Genomic DNA, 15,330 nt, shown 5'->3' with positions numbered 1-15,330 from the left:
ATCTGAAAGCCGCGTTCCGACTCGCTGCATGGATGTGCCCGATTCCCCTGCATCAGCGGCCAAGCCGGGTCACACTGCCGTTCCGCTCACACTGCCTTTCCCTGTCGGCCGTGTCCCCGGCATTGGAGCGCTTTTTTCTTACAAGTTCTCCATCGCCTCGCCGATCACCTCGATCACCCGGTTCACTTCTTCCTCAGTTGTGACAAACGAGGGCAGCAGGCGGACGACCTGAGGACCGGCCAGCAGGACGAGTACGCCTTTTTCCCGGGCGTAATCGACGATGGACGACGCCGGCACCGTCACTTCCACGCCCAAGAGCAGTCCTTTGCCGCGCACGGCCAATATTTTGCCCGGATATTCTGCCCGCAATTTTTCCAGTCCGCTTACCAGCTGCCGATGCAGGATGCCTACGCGGTTCAGCACGTGCTCCTCTTCCATCGTCTCCAGCGTGGCGATGGCAGCGGTCATCGCCAGCGGGTTGCCGCCAAATGTGGTGCCGTGGGTGCCGGGGGCAAACGCCTCGGCCGCCGCTTCGGTCGCCACCACCGCGCCGATCGGGAACCCATTGCCCAGCGCTTTGGCCAGCGAGATCACGTCCGGCTTGATCCCGTACTGCTGGAAGGCAAACCAGGTGCCCGTGCGTCCAATGCCGGTCTGGATTTCATCGATCAGCAGCAGCAGACCGTGTTCGTCGCACAGTTGGCGCAATCCCTTTACAAACGGCTCCTCTGCCGGATGTACGCCCCCTTCCCCCTGCACCAGTTCGAGCATGATGGCGCAGGTCTTCTCCGTAACGGCGGCGCGCACCGCTTCCAAATCGTTGTAGGGCACGGTGACAAACCCGTCCGGCAGGGGGCCGAATCCGTCTTTCACCTTGTCCTGCCCCGTGGCTGTCAGGGTAGCCAGCGTTCGCCCGTGGAACGACTGCTGAAACGTAATGATCTCATATCGTCCGGTGCCTTGCACTTTTTGGGCGTAACGCCGGGCCAGCTTGATCATTCCCTCGTTGGCTTCCGCGCCGCTGTTGCAGAAAAACGCGCGGTCGAGGCCGGACAGGCCGCACAGCTTCTGTGCCAGCACCTCCTGCTGGGGAACGTGCATCAGATTGGAGCAGTGCCACAACGTGTCCAGCTGTTCGTGCAGCCGTTTCGTCACTTTGGGGTGTACGTGTCCCAGCGAGGTGACGGCGATTCCCGAGACAAAGTCGAGATACTCGTTGCCCTGATCGTCCCAAACGCGGTTTCCCTCTCCCTTGACCAGCCGGATCGGCCATTTTGAATAAGTATTCATCAAATGCATAGGGGCAGCCATTGTGCTCATGTTACAATGCCTCCTTGTTTACGCTCCTTGATAGGGGGGAGTGCTGTACGCGGTGTCCACATTACGCGCCTTTGGGGACGCCTGCCTGGATCACGGTTCCCGCCGATTGCCCGGCGCATACCGACCGCAATTCCTCCGCCGTTCCCCGGCAGATGACGACCCGGGGCACGCCTTGCGAGAGGGCGTCCAGCGCGGCCTGTACTTTCGGAATCATCCCGCCGGTAATCACCCCGTCGGCAATCATCTGGCCGATCTCTTCCGCGTCCGTCTGTGCCACCAGCGTCTTGGTGCCGTCCTGACCGGGGCGCAGGATGCCCGGCACGTCGGTCACCATTACCAGACGCTCCGCCGCCAGGGCGGCAGCGATCGCCCCCGCCGCCACGTCTGCATTTACGTTGTACGTCTCCGCGCCGTCTGCGCTTACGGCCAGCGGCGCAATCACCGGCACGTAGCCGCGTTGGAGGATGGCGGTCGGAATGGATGTGTCCACCCCTTTCACCTCGCCGACCTGGCCAAGCGGTTTTGCCGTCCGCTCTGCCGTCAGCATTGCGCCGTCAATCCCGCTGACGCCCCACGCCCTGGCTCCCGCCTGCGTCAGCCTGCGAACCAGCCGCTTGTTGATCTGTCCGCACAATACCATCTCCACCACCTGCAGCGTCTCTTCGCAGGTGACGCGCAATCCGTCCACAAACGCGGGAGTAATGGACAGTTTCTCCAGCATGCCGTTGATTGCCGGACCGCCGCCGTGCACGATCACAATCTGCCGTCCGGCCTGCTGCAGTTCGGCGATCGCCTGGAAAAACGCGTCGGGCAGCTGATCCATGGTGCTGCCTCCGCACTTGATGACCACTGCGTCTTGCATGTCACATCCTCCTCTACGGAAACAGCGGCACCAGCGGCAATCCTGTCGCCTCCGGCCAGCCGAACATCAGGTTCATGTTTTGGACTGCCTGACCTGCCGCTCCTTTGACCATGTTGTCGATCACGGAAAGCACGATGACCCGCCCCGTCCGCTCATCCACATGGACGGAGATATCGCAATAGTTCGAACCGTACACCTCTTTGGTCCGCGGATGGCTCCCCGGTTTTCGCAGCCTTACAAATGGCTTGCCTTCATACGCCGACCGGTAGAGCTGATGCACCTCGTCTGTTGTCACCGCCCGCTCCAACTGGCCGTAGGCAGTGACGAGTATTCCCCGCGTCATCGGCACCAGATGGGGCGTAAACTGGACCACATGCTCCACGCCGCCCTTTTTGCTCAACTCTTGTTCAATCTCCGGCGTGTGCTGATGCTGGGCCACCTTGTACGCATGAATGCTGTCGTTGATCTCGCTGAAATGAACGCCCAGGGAGACGCCGCGACCTGCTCCCGACACCCCTGACTTGGCATCTACAATCCAACTGCGGGGGTTGACCCAGCCGCTTTGTGCCAACGGAATCAGCGCCAAGAGCGCCGCCGTCGGATAGCAGCCCGGATTGGCCACCAACTGTGCGCCGGCCACCTGCGCCGCGTTCCACTCCGCCAGGCCGTACACCGCCCGATCCAGCCACTCACCGGGAGCGGGCTCCCGTTTGTACCACTGCCGGTACACCTCCCCGCTCTCCAGGCGAAAATCGCCCGACAAATCGATCACCCTGGCGCCGCGCTTGAGCAGTTCCGGCGACAGTTCCGCGCTGACGCCGGCCGGCGTGGCCAGAAACACCACGTCGTTTGCGGCGCTCATTTGCTCCGCGTCTATCGCCGACAGCTGGGGCAAGGAAACATGCTGCACATGGGGAAGAACGCTGTCCAGCGCTTCTCCCTCCGCCGAACTGGAATACAGATTAGCCACCTGCACGTGGGGATGGCCGGCAAGCAGACGGATCAACTCCACCCCGCTGTAACCGGTCGCCCCGACAATCCCGACCCGAATCATGGTTCTCTCCCTCTTTTGCATTTTTATACATGAATCATAATAAAAATTCAATCGGATGGCAACCCTTCTCCCCAAAAATCAAGCCCCTGCTTGCAGCTTCCGCCTTCTGCCCCGCAGCCGACGCTCCTTGTATCCGTTGTCAAAAAAGAAAACGCCCGGCGATTCGCCGGACGCTTTACGTACCTGCTATTTCTTGTCGGCCAGCCAGGACGCGACGTTTTCAGCATCATCGTTCTTGACCAGTCCGCCTGGCATGCCGCCCTTCCCGTTCTTGAGGATTTCCAGGATTTGTTCCCGGGTGTATTTGCCGCCTACCTGTGTCAGGTTGGGGCCGACTGCCCCCTCAAGATTTTGACCGTGGCAGCTTGCACAGTTGTTTTTATACAACGTTTCAGCTGCCGCAGCATCGTAATTGCCCGATGGAGCGGGTGATTCCGTATCGGGTTGCTGCCCGGCGGGCGGTTCTGCTTGATTGCCGCCAGAAGCACAGGCACCTGCGAAGAATACGAGCGCGATGAAAAGGATGGCAAACGGGAAACGCTTCATGCTGTTCCCTCCTTTGTATGAGTATTCTTCGCTAAGTATTCCTCCGCTCGAAACAAATCATTCTTCCGCTCCGGAGAATCCGTCTAGGTCAGCGGAAATTCCAGCGGGCTCCACTCCCGCAGTTCCAGCGTTCGGGCGCCCTCCTTCACGACCGGATCGGCTTCTGCCAGGAGGCGCGCTTCCTCGGGCGATTCCGCTTTGTAGATGACCATTCCGCCTCGCTTGTCCGTAAACGGTCCGGCCATGACCACTTTCCCCTGCTTGTACAGGTCATTGAGGTAGCTCAGGTGGGCCGGGCGAAACTTGGTGTTCAATTCCTGGTCAACAATCGTCAGTATGGCAACGTACAGCATGACGTCCTCTCCTTTGACAAACAGTATGTTACTGGAAGTATAGCACAATTTCGACAACTGATTCGATCGTTTCGTCCAACTGCCCCAGACACAAATCAGGCTCTCGCCGATGCTCCGTCGCCTAGACCTTGTGGTCAAACGAGGAGAGATCAGCGAGAGCCTGTGTTTTCTAGGATTCATCCGTGTTTGCGACGGCAGAACCGATTACCGCCGTACCGGACAGTCCGTTATTGATTAGCATACCGCCGCTTGCCGCCTATCGCTTGATTTGCGAACGCAGATAGGCGTCGATAAACGGATCAATCTCCCCGTCCATTACCGCCTGTACATTGCCGACCTCCACGTTGGTGCGGTGGTCTTTCACCAGGCTGTACGGGTGGAAGACGTACGAACGGATCTGGCTTCCCCAGGCGATGTCTTTCTGCTCGCCCTGGATGGCCTGCAGCGTTTTTTCCTGCTCTTCCCGCTTCAGCTCAAACAGACGGGCTGCCAGCATTTTCATCGCTCGTTCCCGGTTTTTGATCTGGGAACGCTCCGACTGGCAGGTGACGACGATCCCCGTCGGCAGGTGCGTGATGCGAACGGCGGAATCAGTCGTGTTGATGTGCTGACCGCCGGCGCCGCTGGAGCGGTAGGTATCGATTTTCAAGTCCTCGGAACGAATCTCCACATCGGTGTCTTCTTCAATCTCCGGCAGCACGTTGCAGGAGACAAACGAGGTGTGGCGTCGGCCCGAGGCGTCAAACGGGGAAATCCGCACGAGGCGGTGCACCCCTTTTTCCGATTTCAGGTAACCGTAGGCGTTGTGCCCCTTGATCAGCAGGGTGACGCTCTTGATGCCGGCCTCGTCGCCCGGCAGGTAGTCCAGCGTCTCCACCTTGAACCCTTTGGACTCCGCCCAGCGGGTGTACATGCGCAGCAGCATCGACGCCCAATCCTGGGACTCGGTGCCGCCCGCGCCCGGGTGCAGTTCCAGAATCGCGTTGTTCTTGTCGTATTGGTCGCTGAGCAGCAGCTCCAGCTCAAAGCTCTCAAATTCTTTTTTCAGCGCCTGGACACTCTCGTACAAGTCCTGGATCATCGATTCGTCGCCTTCTTCGATGACCAGTTCCAGCATTACCTGCAGGTCCTCGTACTGGGCGTCCAGTTTGGCCATGGTTTCCACCAGGCCTTTGAGCGCATTCAATTCGCTGATGGTTTTTTGTGCGGCCTCGTTGTTATCCCAGAAGTCGGGAGCGAGCATCCGCTCTTCCAGTTCGCCGATACGTTCCTGTTTCGCAGGGAGGTCAAAGAGACCCCCTGATATCCGCTAATCGCTTAGCCATGCTGGACATCTCTTGCTTGACGTCCGCAATATCGATCAATGCCATGTGCGAATCACCTTCTCTTCCTTGTGCTATGTTACATTGTACCGCAAATTGGCGGATTCGCAACCGGACAGCATCGATTCGGGCACAGCAGAAGCATCAGCACAGCGTTAGCGGCTCAGACGTAGGTGGGGAGGGTGCCGATCGGATGTCCTGCGGTGTGTTTCCCATGTCCCCTGCATATGCCTGTACGAGCACTTCTCCAATGAAAGGCACCGCCCACCTGGCCGCTGCTTCCTGGTGGAGTTCCGCCTGTGGCGCTTGTCTTCCTGCAACCTCACTCCCCGCTGCACCGCTGTGTCGGTCGTGCGTCCCGATTCGGGCGACACCCGCTCCGTCCGGTATGACGCATCCGGCCGGCGCCGCTTTTGACCAATTGGGCTCGGGAATTTCTCGCGTCAGCCTTTCATCGAGATAGACGACGTCCCTCGCGGCAAACACCACCTCCAGCTCTCTCTCGCCCTCGTCGGGTTCCGGCTTGTCCATATGTATCGGCCGGTCGGCAAGCAAATAGGCCGGTTTCTGCTGGTGACCTGCCTGTACCGCATCCAGCGTGGCCGCAATACGCTCCAACATTAATTTTGCTTGTATGCCCATCACGTTACTCGACGTTCTCATGGTTCATTCCCCCGCCTCTCGTGTGATTGATTTCCAGTGCAAGTTGGTGTACTTACGATTGTATTCATTTTGCCTGGTTTTTCCACGAGAATCGTTCGATGCCTTTTTCCAGTGTTAGACAAAACCGCCAAGTCTCTTCCGCCAGTCGCACCAAAAACGGGCGAATGCTGTCTAGCCTCAGGGAGACGGGGAGAAAAAAAACTGCTCCTCCCGACACGGGAAGAGCAGTTTTGCAAGCTGCGTACTTTATAGGTTTTTAATGGCCTCGCTTCATCTGGCGGCGGCGCTCCTGTTCTTCCGCGCGGCGCTGGGCGCGGTTTTTCGGTTCCGCCTCACTCGCGGGGCGCTCCGATGGACCGGACGTTTGCAGCTGGGCCGGATCGACCGCCTGGCCGCGCACCACTTCCTGACGCTCCAGATTTTGGCTGACCTCCGCCTTCATGATGTACATCGCCACTTCTTCCTCGATGGCGGCAATCATGTTCTGGAACATCTGGTATCCTTCAAACTGGTACTCGCGCAGCGGATCGTTTTGGCCGTACGCGCGCAGGTGAATGCCCTGACGCAGCTGCTCCATCGCGTCGATGTGGTCCATCCACTTGCTGTCCACGGCACGCAGCACGACCACTTTCTCAAACTCGTTCATCAACTCGCCGATTTCCGCTTTGCGCTTCTCAAACTGCTTCGCCACTTCTTCTTTCAACAGCTCGGCAATTTCCTCGGCCTCTTTGCCCTTCAGCATGGAGACAGTAATCGTCTCGTTGTGCAGGAAGGTGTTGTTGGCCACTTCAACCAGTCCTTGCAGGTTCCAGTCTTCGGGCACCTCTTCCTGCGGGCAGTAGGCCTCCACGTTGCGGTCGACGACGCTGTAAATCATCTTGAGCACAACTTCGTCCAGATTGTCCTGCTCCAGGATCTCGCGGCGCTGCTTGTAGATGACGGCGCGCTGCTGGTTCATCACGTCGTCGTACTGGAGCACCACTTTCCGCGCGTCGAAGTTGGCCCCCTCCACCCGTTTCTGGGCGGACTCGACGGCACGCGTCACCAGACGGCTCTCGATCGGCATGTCTTCCTCCATGCCGAGGCGTTCCATCATGTTCATGATGTTGTCCGCACCAAAGCGGCGCATCAGCTCATCCTGCAGGGAGAGGAAGAACTGGGAGGAACCCGGGTCCCCCTGACGACCGGCACGGCCGCGCAACTGGTTGTCAATCCGACGGCTCTCATGCCGCTCGGTGCCGATGATGTGCAGGCCGCCCAGCTCCGCCACGCCTTCACCCAACTGGATGTCGGTACCGCGGCCCGCCATGTTGGTGGCGATGGTGACAGCACCGTACTGGCCGGCACGGGCGACGATCTCCGCCTCGCGAGCGTGGTGCTTGGCGTTCAGGACGTTGTGCGGCACGCCTTTTTGCTTCAGCATTTGCGAAAGGCGCTCCGAGTTTTCGATCGAGATGGTCCCGACAAGCACGGGCTGCCCCTTCTTGTGCCGCTCGACGATGTCGTTGACGACGGCGCGGTACTTGGCCGCTTCCGTTTTGTAGATCAGGTCGGGCAGGTCTTTGCGGATGACCGGCTTGTTGGTCGGAATTACCACGACGTCCAGACCGTAAATTTTCTTGAACTCTTCTTCCTCTGTCTTGGCCGTACCGGTCATGCCGGACAGCTTCTCGTACATCCGGAAGTAGTTTTGCAGCGTGATCGTCGCCAGCGTCATGCTTTCGCTCTGGACGCGCAGTCCTTCCTTCGCCTCGATCGCCTGGTGCAGACCATCGCTGTAGCGGCGGCCCACCATCAGACGGCCGGTAAATTCGTCGACAATCACCACTTCGCCGTCCTGCACCACGTAATCCACGTCCCGTTTGAACAGGACTTGCGCTTTGAGCGCAATGTTGATATGGTGGTTCAGGGTCATGTGGGCGGTGTCGTACAGGTTCTCGATGTTGAACGCCTGCTCCACCTTGGCCACACCCTCGTCGGTCAGGGTGACGATTTTCAGCTTTTCATCAACGGTGAAGTCCTTTTCCGGCTCCAGCCGCTTTACAAAATGAGCACAGATGTAGTACAGCTCCGTGGAACGGTTGGCCGCCCCGGAGATGATCAGCGGCGTCCGCGCTTCGTCGATGAGGATGCTGTCCACCTCGTCGATGATGGCAAAGAACAGAGGGCGCTGCACCATTTGTTCCTTGTAGAGCACCATGTTGTCACGCAGGTAGTCAAAGCCGAATTCATTGTTGGTGCCGTACGTGATGTCGCAGTTGTAGGCGGCCCGTTTTTCCTCGGCGCTCATCCCGGCCTTGTTCAAACCGACGGACAAACCGAGGAAGTTGTACAGCTTGCCCATGATGGTCGCATCGCGCTCCGCCAGGTATTCGTTGACGGTAACCACGTGCACGCCCTTGCCCAGGAGCGCGTTCAGGTACGTCGCCAGCGTCGCCACGAGCGTCTTCCCTTCACCGGTCTTCATCTCGGCGATGCGGCCTTCCTGCAGCACCATACCGCCGATCAACTGTACGTCAAAATGGCGCATGCCGAGAACGCGCTTGGAGGCCTCACGCACCACGGCAAACGCTTCGTTGAGTATATCGTCCAGCGTCTCTCCTTGAGCCAGGCGGTTTTTGAACTCCGTCGTCTTCTCCCGCAGTTGCTCGTCGGTCAACGCCGAAATGCTCGGTTCCAGCGCGTTGATCTTTTCCACGCGTTTAAACATCTTTTTGATTTCGCGTTCGTTGCTGTCGCCAAATATCTTCTTTACGAGTCCTAACATAAGGACACCCCTTCCTAATGGCAAAGCTACTTCCAACTACCTTTCTTGTGCAGCCATCTCCAGGTCCCTGCAGGGGAGTCTTCTCCCACACGTTCCTAGCGAAAAAAGAATTTCTACTATTTATGTTCTCTAAAAAGCTATTTTATCAAATTACAACATGTGGATACAAGTAAAGGGGAGTTGCCAGAAGAAAGCAACTCCCCTTGGAGTTTATTTTTTGTCTCGTCATTTCGGCTCGATCAGCCCGTAGCGTCCGTCGTTGCGGCGGTACACCACGTTGACGTTATTGGTCTCACTGTTTTGAAAGACGAAAAAGTTGTGACCCAGCATATCCATTTGCAGGACCGCTTCATACGCATCCATCGGTTTCAAATCAAACCGTTTGGTGCGAACGATGTCGATCTCCACGTCATCTTCTTCGTCCTCAGTCAAGACAGCGATGGATTCATTATCACGAAGGAGGGCTTTATTATTGGTATCAACGCGCAGCTTACGCATCAGTTTGGTTTTATGTTTACGGATTTGACGTTCCAGCTTTTCGGCCACCAGGTCGATGGCAGCGTACATGTCTTCATGGGTTTCTTCCGCCCGGATAATCACTCCGCCCAGCGGAATGGTTACCTCGATGGTGGCTTCGTTCCGCAGTACCCTCAAGGTGACTTGCGCTTCAGCAGGCTGCGGAGTTTCAAAGTATTTTTCAAGACGGCCGACTTTCTTTACCACATACTCACGAAGTGCTGCGGTGACTTCCATGTTTTCTCCACGAATATTAAATTTCATGGTTCCAACCTCCTTCCGTCTTTACCTATGTTTATTCCGTACACATCGATAAAATCCTCCCTGCCGGCTTCAAAAAACCTTTACAAATCTTTTACATTACGACAAACCCCGACAAAGTTTTCTTCCAACAATTTCTAATAAGAAGGACGAACCGATGCGCCCGCTGGTCCGCCGCGGCGACGACTATCTCGATCTGCGGCAGCACCGCACCCTGCACATACAGTCCATTATCGCGTAATAGAAAAAATCCCCCGGTCTGTTCCATGGACCAGGGGGATTCGCTTTCCCGTCAGGTAAGCGTTTGCAATTGGCGATTAGCGCTTCACAACGTTAGCCGCCTGCGGGCCGCGGTCGCCGTCAACGATGTCAAACTCGACGGACTCGCCTTCTTCCAGCGTCCGGAAACCGTCAGCTTGGATCGCCGTGTAATGCACGAATACGTCGCCGCCGTCCTCCCGCTCAATAAATCCGTACCCCTTTTCTGCGTTGAACCACTTTACCTTGCCATGCATCGAATAAAACAACCCTTTCTGTTGTAAAAACTTGGGATTGGCCATCCCTTGTGAATGACTATATCACCCGGAGAGACCAGAGTCAAATTCCCCCTTATTTGGGGGAATATTTCTTCTCCAGTCCCCTCACGACGACCCGCGACAGGAACAGGGTGAGCACCAGGTACACAGCCGCCTCCGTCAGGTACGGGGGATACCGCTCAAAAGTGTTTTTGGCCACGTTCATCGCCGCGTAGTTGAGCTCCGGGGTGGCGATGACCGCCGTCAGCGAAGAATCCTTCAACAGGGCGATAAACTCGTTGCCCAGCGCCGGCAGCATGCGGGTAAACGCCTGCGGAATGATGATCAGCCGCATCGCCATGCCCTTGGTCATGCCGAGCGAACGGGCCGCTTCCATCTGCCCCGGATCAATGGACTGAATGCCCGCGCGGAAAATTTCCGCGATATAGGCGGCGGCGTTCAGAGACAGGGCGATAAAGCCGGAGTAGATCGCTTCCGGGCTGCTTTCTCCCGGAAAAAAGGCTTCCCAGATTGAAGGAATGACGGCAAAGTGGATCAACAGGATCTGCACCAGCATCGGTGTGCCGCGAAACACCTCCACGTAAACCGCACTGGGAATGCGCAGCAGCCTGTTTTTCGACAGCTTCCCCAGACAGAGAAACAGTCCCAGCAAGGTCCCGACCACCGTCGCGACGGTGGTGAGCAGGATGGTGTTCACGATCCCGCGCAGAAACAGCTCCCGGTACTCGTAGATGACACTCCAATCCAGAGGGATTCCTCCTTTCACATGATGCGTTCCGCCGGATGGAAACAGCAACGGGTACGCCAGTAGACGACGTACCCGGCCGGTTGCGCTGTTTACTCGTTACCGAAGTACTGGTTGTAGATTTCCTGCAATTTTCCGTTTTCCTTAATCTTTTTCAGGCCCTCGTTGATCTTGTTCAACAGCTCTGTATTGCCCTTTTTCACAATGATGCCGTAATACTCTTTTTCAAAGGAATCGTCCTTGATCATCTTGAACTTCTTGTCCTTGAATTTCTTGACGTAGTACTTGATCATGCCGTCGTCGCCCACCACGGCGTCGACCCGTCCGTTGTAAAAGTCGTCGATCGCGGACGGCATGTCGTCGTAGCCTTTCAGCCCTTCATAGGTGTTTCCGAACGCCTTTTGCACGACAAATTCGCCCGTCGTCGCCGCCTGCACGCCGATCTTCTTGCCTTTCAGGTCGGCCAGCTTGGTAACCGGAGAGTTCTCCGGCACGAGAATCAGCTGGTTGGCTTCAAAATAGGGTTCAGAAAAATCGTACTTTTGTTTGCGGTCTTCGCGAATCGTGATCGACGAAATCCCGATGTCCACGGTCCCCCTGTCCAGTCCGTCAAAGAGCGGGTCCCATCCTGTGTTTTTCCATTCGATCTTGAATCCGGCGGCTTCCGCGATGGCATTCATCACGTCAATGTCGTGACCGCTAATCTTGTCCGCCTCCATCATTTGAAACGGCGGATACGCTGCGTCGGTACCGACCACATACACTTTTTCCGACGCACCGCCGCCCCCCGAGGAACTGCTGCCGCTTGCAGCCTGCTTGTCACCCGCACCACAGGCAGTTACCAAGAGACCGACCCCAACCGTCAGCATCAACGACAACAACCATTTGCTTCCGCGTCTCATGTTTGAATAACCCCCTCGTCTGTATCTCTCTGCCTTGTTTTTCCCCAGCGCTGTCCACACCGAGATAACGGTCACTTCGCGTTCTCCACAAAGTTGTCCACATTATCCACAGACGGTTGTGCACAAGCTGGGAATAACTCCCCCCGCCCCGCGTCCCTGCTGCCCTCGGTGCCTGGGACAGGAAAAACGAGGTTCGTTTTTTAAGAAATCCGAAAAATGAAAAAAGGATTCCTGTCAGAGATAGTTCTCTCTGACTATACGGGAATCCTTCCGAAAAAAGCATTTTTATTGACAGAAAAATTTGAACTGTTATTCCTTTTCGGCCAGGATGAGCAAATCCACGCCGCGGTTGCGAGAGCCGTTTCCTGTGTCGGTCGTGTCCACCTGCGCGGCGAGTTCATCCCACCCCGCCACGGAAAAGCGGGAGGCCGGCAGATCGTGGGTCTCCACCAATTCACGCATCACGGCAAGCGCCCGCGCCGACGACAACTCCCAGTCGGAGCGGTACGGGCTTGAGGCGACAGGGAGATCGTCCGTGCAGCTTTCGATCCGGACGCGGTACGAATAGTGGCGCAAGACTTGGGCCACGACGTCCACCATTTGTCTTCCCTCGTCCCTCAGCTCGGCGGAGCCGCGGCCGAACAAGCTCGTTTCCGGCAGGCGCACTCGCAGCCCGTCCCCGGTCTCTGTGAAATCGACTTGCTTCCCCCGCAGCGCGGAGGCGAGCTGCGTACGGATGCGCTCCATGTCACGCTTGGCCGCATCGGCTGCCGCTGACGTCGCATCCGGGCGGGGAGGGCTCTCTTCCGCGCTCTTCCCCTCCACTGCAGCTGCCAACGCTTCCCGCCTGGCTTCCAGTTGGTGAATCTCCCGCTCCAGCTCCAGCTTTTGCAGATTCAGCAGGTCGAGGCTTTCGTGCACCTGTTTCAAGCTGGCCTGCTGCCGCTCCACTTCGTCCATCTGCACCTTGATCTTGGCCGCGTGGGCCGCCGCAATGATCACGACGATCACAAACAGCAGGGTAAACAAGTCGCTGTAGCTGATCAGCCAGCTCTTTTCCAGTTCCTTTTCGTCGTACAGCCGGTCGTCATGCATGGCGATCCTGCCTTTCGATCGTTCCTCTGACGCTGCCCGGCTGCTTGATCAGCACCAGCTTGCGGTCCCCGGGCAGGAACGAATTCAGTTTTTCAAACAGCAGACGCGGCGTCTCCATCCGCTGTAGCCCGACACACCCTTCGATGTACAGCCGCTTTTCGAACATCTCCTGGTCATGGATGTCCATCAGCCGGTAGTAGCACGGCAAGGCAATCAGGTTGGCCAGCAGCGCCCCGTACAGCGTCGCCACCACCGCCGAGCTGAGACTGTACCCGGTCGTGGTAAAGTCGGAAAGCGTCTTCAGCACCCCCGTCATCCCCACAAGCGTTCCCACCAGTCCCATGCCCGGCGCCAGCAGACTGATCAATCGGAAGAAGCCCGCCGCCTGCTGGTACCGATACTGTTCCCCTTTCAGCTCGTTTTCCAGTATCATGCGCAGTTCATCCTCCGGCACGCCTTCAATCGCCAGCAAGCTGCCGCGGCGGACGAACGCATCCTGCTCGTTCTCCAGTTCTTTTTCCAACGCCAGGTGCCCCCGTTCCTTCTGCACCAAGGCGTAGTAGTAGAATCGTTTGATCGTCTCTTCCACGTTTCCCTCCCGGCCATGCATCAGAAGCCGGATCAAGGAGCGCAGTTCCAGGTGCCTGCGCTTGATCGCATAGGCGATCAGCACGGCCAGCGCCACCAGCTCAATCGCCGTCATGTTCAGCAGATCGGCTGCGCTGCCGTTGAGGTAGATCGCGTGCACAAACATAAGCAAGACTGCTCCCACCAGCAGGAGCGAGCGATGTTTTGTCGACAAGAGGTGTCACCATCCCGTTGAAGTAGTTCTGTTACGTGTATCGGTTAATCGCCCGTGGTTGATGAATGATAGTGAAGCGATGGGTACGTGCGAGATGCTTTTTTTCTAATCCGACGCAAGCAAAATGCCGATACCTGAAATAGTTCCCCATGTTTGTCCCATGAACCTGTACGGAAGAAGGTGACCGATCGTGAACATGGTCCAATTGAAGCAAGCCATAGCCATCAGTCTGACGAAACAGGTGCAGTCCACCGCCCAGGCGCTGGCGTCTACAATGTTGGAGGACTTTGCCAAAACCCAGCAAACCATCCAGCAGGCGGCACAAGCTCCGCATCCGTCGCTGGGAAAAGTGCTTGACGTACGGGTTTAACCCGGGACATGGCAGGCTGTCGGACAGCCTGCTTGTTTTTTGTATACACGGAAAAAAGGCCGCTGATCGACAGCCAGCAGCCTTTTCCATCTACCATTGCGTTAGTCACTTCACTCAAGGGTTTTATTACCATGGGTTATATATCGAAAGACTGAAGTGATAAACGTCACGATCACTTACATTTTCTATTTTTCTGGCCAACGATGGTTGGGAAGCGTCGTATATGCCCTCATAGAATTCAATATTTACAATGTCGTAATAATGTGTTGCCAGCGGCAAATAGTAGACGTGCTCCCCTATCGCAGGCGGCAAGATCATTTGAAAGGCGAAGCGCCCGTTGTCGTCTGTGATGAATTCCATCTGTTTGACGCCTTCCACATTGAGATGGCCAAGGAAACGGAAGGTCATCTTTTCATGGGGCAACGGATTTCCGCTGTGATCAGTAACAGTGCCTTCAAACGTTACCGGCACAGAATTGTCCACACGCCACTTGTTTCCGTATCCATAGTTGATCGGGCCTCCCCCGCTTTTAGAAACGACGTTGGTGATTTGAACCTTGCCTACATCTGTAAGTGTGTCCACGCGGTCATTTGGATCCGGCGTACTGCGATACGTAAATGCCGATTTCAGTGTGTGGGATTGCCCATCCAGGTTGACAACCGTGATATCAACCGTACCCTCTGTATTTGCCACAGGAGCTTTTACTTTTACGTAACCGTCCGTATAGTAAGCCAGAATATCTGCCTGGGTGTCTCCAAAGAATACCTTGACATCCGGCTGCAGATATGCCCCCAGTACATATACCTCTTTTTCCTCTGTCAACAATCCACTGGATGGTGTCACACTTTTCAACTGTGGGGCGGGATCGGCCAAATAGGTATAGGCAGCGGTTAAAGTTGCTTCTTTTCCGTCCGGGTTCACCACTTTTACGTCGACGGTTCCTGGAGCATCTCCCGGCGGCGCCAGCGCCTTTAATCGATTCGGACCGTAATAGGTGTGAAGTTGGGCTTCCTTCCCTCCCATGTATACCTTCAAACCTTGCACAAAGTCTTTTCCGTCAATGTAAATTACTTCGCCTCCTTGCAGTTTCCCGCTGGTTGGCGTAATCGCAGTGATCGCTGGTATCATCTCCGGCGGTGCCTGGTAGGTGTAAGCATTGGCCAACACCGCTTCTTTTCCATCCGGATTCACCACTTTTACGTCGACGGTTCCTGGA

The 15,330-nt window shown here is 56.6% G+C and carries 16 protein-coding genes; 1 reads left to right on the top strand and 15 read right to left on the bottom strand.

Annotation, left to right across the window (positions count from 1 at the left end; genetic code table 11):
* Positions 1-138: 138 nt before the first annotated feature.
* The 14 genes from KDN35_RS17465 to KDN35_RS17400 form a co-directional block, all read right to left on the bottom strand.
* Complete coding sequence (locus KDN35_RS17465) at positions 139-1,320, bottom strand: aspartate aminotransferase family protein (protein WP_212133383.1); 1,182 nt, start codon at positions 1,318-1,320, stop codon at positions 139-141.
* Between the two features lie 61 nt (positions 1,321-1,381).
* Entirely contained in the window at positions 1,382-2,182 is an 801-nt protein-coding gene (argB, locus tag KDN35_RS17460) for an acetylglutamate kinase (protein ID WP_212133382.1), read from the bottom strand.
* 13 nt (positions 2,183-2,195) lie between these two features.
* Positions 2,196-3,236: an N-acetyl-gamma-glutamyl-phosphate reductase gene (argC, locus tag KDN35_RS17455; protein WP_171567272.1), complete on the bottom strand. Its 1,041-nt coding sequence runs from the start codon at positions 3,234-3,236 to the stop codon at positions 2,196-2,198.
* Between the two features lie 186 nt (positions 3,237-3,422).
* Entirely contained in the window at positions 3,423-3,782 is a 360-nt protein-coding gene (gene cccB / locus KDN35_RS17450; protein ID WP_171567271.1) for a cytochrome c551, read from the bottom strand.
* A gap of 83 nt (positions 3,783-3,865) precedes the next feature.
* Positions 3,866-4,135, bottom strand: coding sequence for a YciI family protein (locus tag KDN35_RS17445; protein ID WP_171567270.1), 270 nt, complete (start codon positions 4,133-4,135; stop codon positions 3,866-3,868).
* 256 nt (positions 4,136-4,391) lie between these two features.
* Positions 4,392-5,505, bottom strand: a protein-coding gene (gene prfB / locus KDN35_RS17440) for a peptide chain release factor 2 (protein WP_212133381.1) whose coding sequence is annotated in 2 segments (ribosomal slippage) — positions 4,392-5,423 and positions 5,425-5,505 — 1,113 coding nt in all. Because the reading frame shifts where the segments join, the coding sequence is not laid out codon by codon here.
* Between the two features lie 96 nt (positions 5,506-5,601).
* Positions 5,602-6,120 carry a hypothetical protein gene (locus tag KDN35_RS17435; RefSeq protein WP_212133380.1) on the bottom strand — a complete coding sequence of 173 codons (519 nt, stop codon included), beginning with the start codon at positions 6,118-6,120 and terminating at the stop codon, positions 5,602-5,604.
* Positions 6,121-6,376: 256 nt separating this feature from the next.
* Entirely contained in the window at positions 6,377-8,887 is a 2,511-nt protein-coding gene (secA2, locus tag KDN35_RS17430) for an accessory Sec system translocase SecA2 (protein WP_171567267.1), read from the bottom strand.
* Between the two features lie 225 nt (positions 8,888-9,112).
* The gene (gene hpf, locus KDN35_RS17425; protein ID WP_171567266.1) at positions 9,113-9,667 is read right to left on the bottom strand and encodes a ribosome hibernation-promoting factor, HPF/YfiA family; all 555 of its coding nucleotides are present in this window, start codon (positions 9,665-9,667) and stop codon (positions 9,113-9,115) included.
* A 314-nt stretch (positions 9,668-9,981) separates the two neighbouring features.
* Entirely contained in the window at positions 9,982-10,179 is a 198-nt protein-coding gene (locus KDN35_RS17420) for a cold shock domain-containing protein (RefSeq protein ID WP_171567265.1), read from the bottom strand.
* A gap of 94 nt (positions 10,180-10,273) precedes the next feature.
* Entirely contained in the window at positions 10,274-10,948 is a 675-nt protein-coding gene (locus tag KDN35_RS17415; protein ID WP_212133415.1) for an amino acid ABC transporter permease, read from the bottom strand.
* Positions 10,949-11,037: 89 nt separating this feature from the next.
* Positions 11,038-11,847: a basic amino acid ABC transporter substrate-binding protein gene (locus KDN35_RS17410; protein ID WP_212133379.1), complete on the bottom strand. Its 810-nt coding sequence runs from the start codon at positions 11,845-11,847 to the stop codon at positions 11,038-11,040.
* A 309-nt stretch (positions 11,848-12,156) separates the two neighbouring features.
* Positions 12,157-12,942, bottom strand: a complete 786-nt coding sequence (locus KDN35_RS17405) for an OmpA/MotB family protein (RefSeq protein WP_212133376.1) — start codon at positions 12,940-12,942, stop codon at positions 12,157-12,159.
* Complete coding sequence (locus KDN35_RS17400) at positions 12,935-13,744, bottom strand: motility protein A (protein WP_171567262.1); 810 nt, start codon at positions 13,742-13,744, stop codon at positions 12,935-12,937. The genes KDN35_RS17405 and KDN35_RS17400 overlap by 8 nt, the downstream gene beginning before the upstream one ends.
* Positions 13,745-13,940: 196 nt before the next feature.
* Between KDN35_RS17400 and KDN35_RS17395 the strand changes: the two genes are divergently transcribed.
* Positions 13,941-14,114: a putative motility protein gene (locus KDN35_RS17395; RefSeq protein WP_446479950.1), complete on the top strand. Its 174-nt coding sequence runs from the start codon at positions 13,941-13,943 to the stop codon at positions 14,112-14,114.
* A gap of 126 nt (positions 14,115-14,240) precedes the next feature.
* Here KDN35_RS17395 and KDN35_RS17390 read toward each other — a convergent pair.
* The coding region (locus tag KDN35_RS17390) for an IPT/TIG domain-containing protein (protein WP_212133375.1) at positions 14,241-15,330 on the bottom strand (1,090 nt) is incomplete at its 5' end.

The sequence above is a fragment of the Brevibacillus sp. NL20B1 genome (genome assembly GCF_018195675.1).
GTDB lineage: Bacteria > Bacillota > Bacilli > Brevibacillales > Brevibacillaceae > Brevibacillus > Brevibacillus aydinogluensis.
This window is presented reverse-complemented; position numbering and strand designations above follow the sequence as displayed.